We start from the raw sequence: 9,195 nt of genomic DNA, 5'->3' as shown, positions 1-9,195 counted from the left end.
ACTCTGGATCATACTGGATAATCAACACCCTTGACCTTTTTCTATTCTTTGACCTATAAATCCAATTTTTAAAACACTAAAAAAAGTTGAATTCTAAATGCTGGCCTTTTTTCTGCCGAAGCGCAGGGTGCTTTTTTCCGAATCTCCTACTTCCGACCACACTCCCCTGTCAAAGTATTAAGTGTAATTTATATAACTCAACTGTATACAATAAACGGAATGATTGACCTGACCTACAAAATTCCCTTACTCCCAGAAAAGAGGCTTACTATTTGTTTTTAGCTAAAATTGTGTTTAAATGGCTATTTTGCAAAACACTCACTTAACTAATGATTGCTTTTTTTGTATTATATAACTACAAGTTAACCTGTTCATACATTATAAGAAACATTAATTTATGAATTTCACATGCTGTTAAATTGGATTTATCCCTCCGAAAATAACCAAATGGCATCATCAGCACATATAATATACTGAATATTCTTTTTATTATAAGGAATTCTATGTGATAAGAGTCTGTAACTACAATCATTTATTTGGAGGAATAGCTATGATAATGAATAATCTAATAGCTCTGGATAAGTATACTTGCCCAAAATTAGAAAAGCTAAAGCTTGAACGTGAATGGGAAAAGTTTATTTCCGGTAGTAATACAGTTCCAACAATCCGCTCTTTAATGTATGATTCATGGCAACGTTGTTTGGAGCAAGGAATCAGCCCGCTTCAAAGCAAGAATAAGCTCACCCCTTTTTAATAATAATTAGGAAATACGCAATCACATGCTAAATCAGAATCTCTTGTTATTTTAATTACAATAACTTATAATATTCACTGTGCATGGTGTGTATGTTGTGTATGTTGTGTATCTCATAGCATAACAATGATTAATAAAGAGGTTGTTAAATGAAAATAATTTTAAGCAATGTATCAGATCAACCTTTATATCAGCAGATAAAAGATCAGATTAAAACTTCCATTTTTAATAATGAGTTAAAAGAGGGAGTACAACTACCCTCAATCCGCTCATTGGCCAACGATTTACATGTGAGTGTGTTAACCACGAAAAGAGTCTATGCTGAACTGGAAGCTGAAGGATTTATTGTAACCAGAGTTGGTAAAGGATCCTATGTGGCACCCGGGAACTTAGAAATGCTAATGGAATCCAAGCGGCATATGGTGGAAGCCAAACTAGCAGAAGTATGTCAAATGGCCCGAAGTTTAGGAATAAATACAGATGATCTCCATTCAATGCTGGATTTAATCTTAGAGGAGGAAAGTGAAAAATGACCCCTATTTTAGAGGTAAAGAATCTAAATAAAACTTACAACAATTTTTCTTTAAAAGACGTTACTTTTTCATTAAATAAAGACTGTATTACAGGCTTTATCGGCACTAACGGTTCTGGGAAAACTACCACAATTAAAGCGATTCTGGGTCTTATTTTGAAGGATTCAGGAAAAATCAAGTTTTCGGGCATGGATATGGATGACAACGAAAGAAAATCGAAAAACAAAATCGGTATTGTGTTGGATGAAGGATATTTCTATGAAGAATTAACATTAAAAGAAATGAAAAATGTGATCGCCCCTTGTTATACCGAATGGGATGAAGCTGTTTTTTCAGCTTACATAAAACAGTTTGATTTAAAATTAGATCAGAAAATTGCCACCTTATCAAAAGGAATGCGGATGAAGTATGCGGTCGCTTTGGCGCTCTCCCACCATGCAGATCTATTGATTATGGATGAACCAACAAGTGGACTTGATCCATTGGTACGAAGCGAATTGATGGATATTCTCCTCAACTTTATGAAGGAGCCAGGAAAGAGTGTCTTTTTTTCCACACATATCACCTCCGATTTGGATAAAATTGCTGACATGATCATCTTAATTGATGATGGTAGGATCATAGTTAATGAAGAGAAAGATGAGTTGCTGGATACACATGCACTGGTAAAAGGGGACAATCGCTTTATTAATGAACAAACGCAAAAGCTTTTTTTAACTTTGCATCAATCACCGTATGGATTTGAGGGAATTACCCGCAAAAAAAAGGATGTACGCCGACTCATGCCTGATGTATTGATGGAAAGACCAACGGTAGAGGATATTATGCTCACTTATATCGGAGGTAACAACAATGCTAATTAACCTTGTACTAAAAGATTTGATGCTGGTCAAAAAATATTTGTTCGTTTTACTCGTTTTTGCTGCAATCGGTCCTATTTATATTTCTTCAAAAGTAGATTTTAACAATGGCGGTCTTGTGGGCTTTCTCTTAACAGTGCTTTTGTTGGAGTATATTTTGTTCGGTATGGTATCCAAATTTGAAGATAAGTACAAGGGGGCTGCTCTTCTTTGTGCGACTCCATATACACGAAATTCATTTGTAAAAGCCAAATATCTCTTTATCTTTGTAATTTTCATTTGCAGCGTCATCATCCATATTATTACATCAGTTATCATGCCATCGGGTATAGAAAAACTAAACATCACTACTCTTGGAATAACCTTTTTAATTCTTAGCATCATATTTGGAATACTAATCCCTGTTCAGTTCAAATTTGGCTATGACAAAACAAAACTTATTTCATTCTTTACTATCTTTTTAATACCTTTTGTCTTTCCTGCTGTTATAGGGTGGTTTCAATCGAATCATATTAGTTTTGCAATCACATTTCCATTTCCATTTCCAGAAATTATTCAAGCATGGATTCCTTGTTTTCTTGCACTAGTCATTGGTTGTGTTTCAATGGTTATATCCCTAAAAATATATGCAAAAAAGGATTTATAAACGTATCTTTTTCGCTTCCTACGCTCCAAATGGAATGCTTTCTTTTTGGTTACACCTTTGAATAAATCAAACTAATGATATTGAATCAAGAATATTGTCAAGCTCACATACATGTACACCTATATTCTTCATCTCTTGTATACCTTTTTCATACACTTGAGACATGGAATCCAGTACCATTACCACACGAAAATCTCTTTCACTTGCTTTGTACATAGAAGTTCGGGGACAATTTATAGACGAATAACGTGAAGTATAGGCAGCCCTTTTTCACGGTAGGCTTCCAACAACTGTCTCATCTTCGGCAGAACATCTTATTGAGGGTGCCCATTTTTTCAAGAGTTACTTACGTTAGAAATATATACATATACGCACTGTATCTTCATATATTCAAAATGTAAACATTAATAAAAGCAAAGGAAGTAGGTAATATATGGGATTTGGCGATAACAAACAATCTGAACCATCCCAGTCTGAAATAGAAATTACACCTATAGAAGATTTAATGAGAGAACATGGGATTTTGAAAAGACTTCTTTTAATTTACGGAGATGCAGAAAAACGATTATGTGGATATAAACCATTCCAACCTTCCATTGTCTATCCTGTTATTCTACAATCAGCCTCTATTGCTAGGCAATTCATTGAGAATTATCATCAAAAATTGGAGGAACATTACATCTTCCCTCGGTTTATTCAAGAACAAATTTATGTTAATTTAGTATGCACCTTACAAGAACAGCATGCAGCTGCTACTAAGCTAACCACGCTTATTTTACAAGTTGCTAATCAGGGAGATCCGTATATGCAAGGTAGACAATATATGGCACATTTACTTTCCCTATACAAACAAATGTATGAGCCTCATGAGGCGCGCGAGGATACGGTTTTGTTCCCTGCTTTCCAAAAGCTCGTAACTCCAAGGGAATTTGAAAAATTAGGAGAAAAATTTGAAGAAATTGAGGAAACCATGTTTGGAAAGGATGGATTCCAAACGATTCTTAGGCAAGTGGAACAGCTCGAGAAGGCGTTAGGTATATATGAATTATCACAATATACACCTCATTTTACCGGAAAACATCTACATCCGTAGATTTCAGCCTGTTGAGGCTTTCTCGACAGGCTGAAATCACCTCAAACGCTGCTCTTTATTCGCCCTCACAAATCCACTTGATTAGTTCTCTGTCAAAGGATTGAGGTTCTTCAAACATAGGATTATGCCCGCTATGTTCAAAAATCACTTTCTTCACGTCACCATTCGTGTCATCAATAGAATCCCAAAGTGAAACAGGCGCTACCAAATAATCATATCTTCCTAAACCAATAAATACTGGTTTATTGAAAGCGTTCAGTGACTGTATAAGATTTAGCTCTCCAAACGCTTCTCCCCACAAATAATCGATAATTGGCATATTCGTATATACACCTTCCCACATGTAAGCCGCATCAAATGTATAGTTATAAAAACTTTGGGCTCCCATACGAATACACATGTGGACAAATCGCCGTTCAGGGTCTTTCTTGATGTCATTTTCTAATAGAGCAATATCCTTTTCAAACTGCTTCTTTCTTTCCGGACTTGCAGTTTCATTAAAAAATGCAAAACTTTGATGCTGCCTTTTTTGACTATTTGTAGGTGCTGAATTTAACAAAACAACTTTTTGGACATGTTCAGGATATTTTTTTGCATACTCCAAAGCCATGAAGGCGTGTCCTGAGTGCCCTAATATAATGAAGTCTGTTAAGCAAAGAGTTTGCCTTGCTTTCTCTATGTCATCTAACACTTTGTTCAATGTATAATCTTCTGATTCCAGAGCTCGGGGCGGCTTCACAAACCCTCTATGATCAAGGAAAATAAACTGGAATGTTTCATATAAATTTTTCGAGAATAGGTGGGGATAATACACACTGCTCCCTATCACCAGTATAGGTTTTCCGGATCCTTTTATACAATAATTCAGTTTAAATCCATTACTGCTTATACTTTGATATTTGTTCATTGTAATAGCCCTCTTTTCTTTCTTAATGAGAAGAGCTACTCATAAAGTAAAAACTCTTCTTTACATCACTTCCTTTCTTCCTTTTAATTCTCTTACATTCTCCATGGAACGCTCCAACACTTTACATCACCTCTATTATGGTTGCCTTTAATTGAGATACTTTAGCATACTTCTTTTCACAAATCAAACTAACAGACAAGGTTGCAATTATGGGGAGTTTTTCATGCCTATTTGTAATGCTCCCCTGACAAGATTAACGCCACTTTTATGACGTCGAGTTCTTACTATCGGCAATACTTTCCACCCAATCCGTAAATCCGCTGGAAAATTCACGGTACATATTGCAACACGTATTCTCATCTTAATCATCATAATAGAGCATCAGTGAAAGTAGTTAGTCATGAAGTGCTATAAAAATTAGACAGGATATTGACTATTTCATTCATTTCCGTCACAATAATAGACAATATAATGACTAAATATAGAAGGGAACATTATTATGGATATCCTCAAAGAGATCTTTTTAATGCAGCAAACTTATGCCACCCTTTTTTCATTGACCAACAAACTTCAAATCCATGGTGATCAATACCTTGGGCGCTTAACTGCAAGGCAGTTTATGGCCATGATGGCCATTGGGCATTTGCCCGAAAATGAAACCACACTCAACAATATTGCAAGAAAGTTAGGCACCAGCAAACAAAGCGCGAAACAGTTGATCACAATTATCGAAAAAAAAGGTTATGTCATTACTGTCCCCAGTCCACAGGATAAACGTGCGGTTAATGTGAAAATCACAGAAGCCGGCAAGGAAGTTTTGATTGAGGCTGCCGAAAAGGGCCTTTTCTTTTTAGAAGAGCTTTTTAAACATTTTACGACGGAAGAAATGGAAACCCTATGGAGCTTGCTAAAAAAACTATACCGGTATGACGGCGAAGAGCAGGATGGCTTTGAAGAAGAAAGTCGGGTTGAAGTCAGTGAAGATTACAGCGAAACGCAAACGAGAATACTGAAGGAGTTTGAAACAAGAAGACAAGCGCGGCAAAAGGAGCGGACAAACAATGAAAAATAAAGTCGGGAAGCCCATTTTAATTGAAGAATATGTCCTTATCAACGGCATAGAACAATATTTGTTTCATTCGGGCACAAATGTTGACAATCCGGTTCTGTTGTATTTGCATGGGGGTCCAGGCAGCGTCGAATCTTTATTTGCTCATCTTTTTCAGGATCAATTGGAGAAAATTTTTACCATCGTGCATTGGGATCAGCGCGGCGCCGGAAAAACACTTATCAAAAATAAAGACAAATATCCGACCATTGATTTGATGCTTCAGGATTTATTTGAGGTTATCCAGTATTTGAAGAAGAAATACAATAAACAAAAGATCATTTTGCTTGGCCGTTCCTGGGGGAGCGTATTGGGGATTACATTCATCAAACGATTCCCTGAAGAGGTCGCTTATTTTATTGGCGTGGCACAAGTTATTTCCATGCTTGAAAATGAGCGCGTTGGCTATGAAAAACTAAAAGAACTCATATTTCAAGCGGGTGACCAAAAATCTTTGGATAAGCTCAAGGCGATAGGCAATTATCCGGGAGAAAAGTTAATCATCGACAGCCAATTTCTGAAAAAATGCACCAAAATCCGTAAGCTCCAAGGCAAATATAACCTGGCTGGCAAAATTGATCTGCCGATCATGTTAAAGGTGCTAAAAAGCCCTATTTTTAAGTGGTCCGACATTACGGCTCTTTTGAAGGGACTAAAGGCCAACCGCTACGTGTTGGAAACTTTTTTGGCCAACTTCGATTTGCATACAGAACCGGCAGATTTTCAAGTACCTGTTTACTATATTTTAGGGGACCAGGACTGGCAAGCCCCCTACGTGATCGCCCAGGAATATTTCAACAAAATCCAGGCTCCGCGCAAACAATTGTTTTTGCTCCCCGGCGCCGGACATCGCATTATGATTGATCAAACAGAGTTGTTTGTGAGTGCATTATCGACCATCCGAACCAGAGAAGAAAATGAAAGAGTATAAAAGACACACTTGTTGATTATCCATATATCGGAAGAAATAAGATGCACGCGTCAGCGTGTTCCCTCGTCTTTTTCTCACAAGGAAGGGACACGGCCGCTTTGTGGAGCCAAGGCCGGACCGGCAAAAAGCGGCCCCTATGCTTCATACAGGAGACGAACCGACGCCCATTTGGGGCACGGTGTGGTGACGATCCACTCTGAAGCGTACTGGATAATCAACACCCTTGAAACAATATATGTTGGGATTCGGAATCACGCCTTTTATTACATTATTTTAACATAATTACAAGGAAGAAGAATGTAATTTGCACATAGGATGTCTAATAATATGTATTATAGTTCTCCCTATCAACAAAAACCTTGTTTACCATGTAACTCCAATCTTTCGGAACAATGCGCACAGTTATTTAATACTGGAGCCATCCCATATTCATCAAGTTAAGAACACTACTCCCAAAGATAGAAGCACAGCATCCTTTTCTTATATTAAAGAGAAAGGATAACGCGCTTTTTTATAAATGGCCGATAAACTGTGAGCTATCTTTATTTACTAAAGAATTATGCTGACACATACAGCCTACTGCTCTTAACCAGAGCGCTATTAAAAAAGAGCCGAGTGGTCATTGTCTTCTGTTTCATAGTAACATTATTACAAAACAACAAATCTGATAATAGCTATTGACAGCAATTCCATATGACTATATAATTTTCAGTATATTGAATATGATAATCATTATCATTTATAATCGGGTGTCTTGCATCCATACGCAATTCGATTATACATAGAACATAGCAATTGATAAGGGAGAGAGTCATCCTATGAAAAAGTTTTTCATTCCGTTAGTTCTGCTCCTTATTCTCCTTCTGAGTGCTTGCAGCGGCAACCAAACGAACAATGTAAATAGCTCGTCCTCTGAGCCTGCCTTGGCCGCACCGTCCAGGACCGCCTCAAAATCCGGCACATTTACCTACCAATCCGAGAATGGACCGGTTGAGGTTCCAAAAAATCCGCAGCGCGTCGTTGTACTGACCAGATTCTTAACGGGTAACGTCATGGCGCTTGGTGTGCCATTGGTTGGCGTAGACGATATGTCCAAGACTAACCCGAGGTTCGAAGAGAGACTAAAAGACGTTGAGGCGGTTACGGACGAAAGTATTGAGAAGATCATCGAGCTGGAGCCAGATCTTATTATCGGGCTTTCAAACATTAAAAACGTCGAAAAGTTTAAGCAAATCGCTCCTACAGTCACTTATACTTATGGAAAAGTTGATTACTTAACACAGCAACTGGAAATCGGTAAATTGTTAAACAAAGAAAAGGAAGCGCAAGCCTGGATCGACGATTTTAAAGCGAGAGTAAAAAAAGCCGGGGAAGAAATCAAGGCGAAGATTGGTACAGATACGACGGTCTCGGTCATCGAGACATTCAATAAACAGCTCTACGTCTATGGTAACAACTTTGGCCGCGGTACGGAAATTCTCTATCAGGAAATAGGGCTTCCTATGCCTGAGAAAGTCAGAAAAGCGACGCAAAAAGACGGCTATTTTGCCTTGTCGCCGGAAGTTTTGAAGGATTACCTTGGCGACTACGTCATTTTCAGCAAGAACGCGGATGAGGACAACTCGTTCCAGAATACTGAAACATACAAGAACATTCCCGCAGTCAAGAACAAACGTGTTTTCGAGGTCAACGCAAAGACGTTCTATTTTAACGATCCACTGAGCTTGGATTATCAACTGGAATTCTTCGTCCAAAGCTTTCTCGGCCAGTAAACGCTTATCTTTATCCTGAGATAAACTGTATCGTTTTAAGGCCGCAGACGATTCAAACAATAGTAATGATATGTCACGTAAACTGAATCGTTTTCATTCGTTGCGAAGGAACTTGTGCTCTAACAGTTCCTTCGCATATTTCATTAAGTGAAGGTGAGATTCCGATAAAGGATAAATGCGATCTATTCCTTTTTCCTATTTTAATATTGCAATGCCTTTAATAAACTTGAACTATTCCTACTTACTTGACGGTTGAAATAGGAGATTTGGAAAAAAGAAGAGGCGATCCGGTAGAAAGAAAGGCGAACGTGCGTTTTTCCGACCGCTCCCGTCCACCGCCCTTCCTTTTTTTCTTGCCTCCCACCACGCTACTTAGCCCCTTTATCTCTTTTTCAAAATATCGCTTAATTCCCGTATAAAAAATAGGATTAACCTGAATAAAAGAAAAAAACACACCAACCTCTTTATATCTCACTACGTTCATATAAAACATCGCGCCTCTATTGATGTGATGCAACGGGCAGGCAACTTTATATCCCACTACGTTCATATAAAACCCCCTAAAAACAAAACGGACGAAAACCTTCATCT

The 9,195-nt window shown here is 37.8% G+C and carries 10 protein-coding genes; 8 read left to right on the top strand and 2 right to left on the bottom strand.

Going from position 1 to position 9,195, the window contains the following annotated elements:
• Nucleotides 1-550 precede the first annotated feature (550 nt).
• The 5 genes from HMPREF0083_RS23950 to HMPREF0083_RS23930 all read left to right on the top strand — a co-directional run bounded on the left by HMPREF0083_RS23950 (nucleotide 551) and on the right by HMPREF0083_RS23930 (nucleotide 3,886).
• Entirely contained in the window at nucleotides 551-754 is a 204-nt protein-coding gene (locus tag HMPREF0083_RS23950) for a hypothetical protein (RefSeq protein ID WP_021624515.1), read from the top strand.
• Nucleotides 755-903: 149 nt separating this feature from the next.
• Complete coding sequence (locus HMPREF0083_RS23945) at nucleotides 904-1,287, top strand: GntR family transcriptional regulator (protein WP_021624514.1); 384 nt, start codon at nucleotides 904-906, stop codon at nucleotides 1,285-1,287.
• Entirely contained in the window at nucleotides 1,284-2,150 is an 867-nt protein-coding gene (locus tag HMPREF0083_RS23940) for an ABC transporter ATP-binding protein (RefSeq protein WP_021624513.1), read from the top strand. Before HMPREF0083_RS23945 ends, HMPREF0083_RS23940 begins: the two co-directional genes overlap by 4 nt.
• Nucleotides 2,140-2,793, top strand: a complete 654-nt coding sequence (locus tag HMPREF0083_RS23935; protein WP_021624512.1) for an ABC-2 transporter permease — start codon at nucleotides 2,140-2,142, stop codon at nucleotides 2,791-2,793. Before HMPREF0083_RS23940 ends, HMPREF0083_RS23935 begins: the two co-directional genes overlap by 11 nt.
• Before the next feature lie 433 nt (nucleotides 2,794-3,226).
• Nucleotides 3,227-3,886 (top strand): hemerythrin domain-containing protein, encoded by a 660-nt coding sequence (locus HMPREF0083_RS23930; RefSeq protein WP_021624510.1) that lies wholly within the window; start codon nucleotides 3,227-3,229, stop codon nucleotides 3,884-3,886.
• Between the two features lie 55 nt (nucleotides 3,887-3,941).
• On the opposite strand, the gene HMPREF0083_RS23925 is transcribed toward HMPREF0083_RS23930, so the two are convergent.
• Nucleotides 3,942-4,793, bottom strand: a complete 852-nt coding sequence (locus tag HMPREF0083_RS23925; RefSeq protein ID WP_021624509.1) for an alpha/beta fold hydrolase — start codon at nucleotides 4,791-4,793, stop codon at nucleotides 3,942-3,944.
• Between the two features lie 499 nt (nucleotides 4,794-5,292).
• Here HMPREF0083_RS23925 and HMPREF0083_RS23920 point away from each other — a divergent pair, with 499 nt between their 5' ends.
• The 3 genes from HMPREF0083_RS23920 (at nucleotide 5,293) to HMPREF0083_RS23910 (ending at nucleotide 8,604) form a co-directional block, all read left to right on the top strand.
• Nucleotides 5,293-5,865 carry a MarR family winged helix-turn-helix transcriptional regulator gene (locus HMPREF0083_RS23920; RefSeq protein ID WP_021624508.1) on the top strand — a complete coding sequence of 191 codons (573 nt, stop codon included), beginning with the start codon at nucleotides 5,293-5,295 and terminating at the stop codon, nucleotides 5,863-5,865.
• Nucleotides 5,855-6,832 carry an alpha/beta fold hydrolase gene (locus HMPREF0083_RS23915; protein ID WP_021624507.1) on the top strand — a complete coding sequence of 326 codons (978 nt, stop codon included), beginning with the start codon at nucleotides 5,855-5,857 and terminating at the stop codon, nucleotides 6,830-6,832. The genes HMPREF0083_RS23920 and HMPREF0083_RS23915 overlap by 11 nt, the downstream gene beginning before the upstream one ends.
• An 818-nt stretch (nucleotides 6,833-7,650) precedes the next feature.
• Nucleotides 7,651-8,604, top strand: a complete 954-nt coding sequence (locus HMPREF0083_RS23910; RefSeq protein WP_021624505.1) for an iron-hydroxamate ABC transporter substrate-binding protein — start codon at nucleotides 7,651-7,653, stop codon at nucleotides 8,602-8,604.
• Between the two features lie 241 nt (nucleotides 8,605-8,845).
• Here the strand turns inward: HMPREF0083_RS23910 and HMPREF0083_RS23905 are convergent, their stop codons facing one another.
• Nucleotides 8,846-9,154 carry a hypothetical protein gene (locus HMPREF0083_RS23905; protein ID WP_040304784.1) on the bottom strand — a complete coding sequence of 103 codons (309 nt, stop codon included), beginning with the start codon at nucleotides 9,152-9,154 and terminating at the stop codon, nucleotides 8,846-8,848.
• Nucleotides 9,155-9,195 lie beyond the last annotated feature (41 nt).

Source organism: Aneurinibacillus aneurinilyticus ATCC 12856 (genome assembly GCF_000466385.1).
In the GTDB taxonomy this organism is placed as follows: domain Bacteria; phylum Bacillota; class Bacilli; order Aneurinibacillales; family Aneurinibacillaceae; genus Aneurinibacillus; species Aneurinibacillus aneurinilyticus.
The sequence above is the reverse complement of the archived record's forward strand: the minus strand, read 5'-3'. Positions and strand labels throughout refer to the sequence as shown.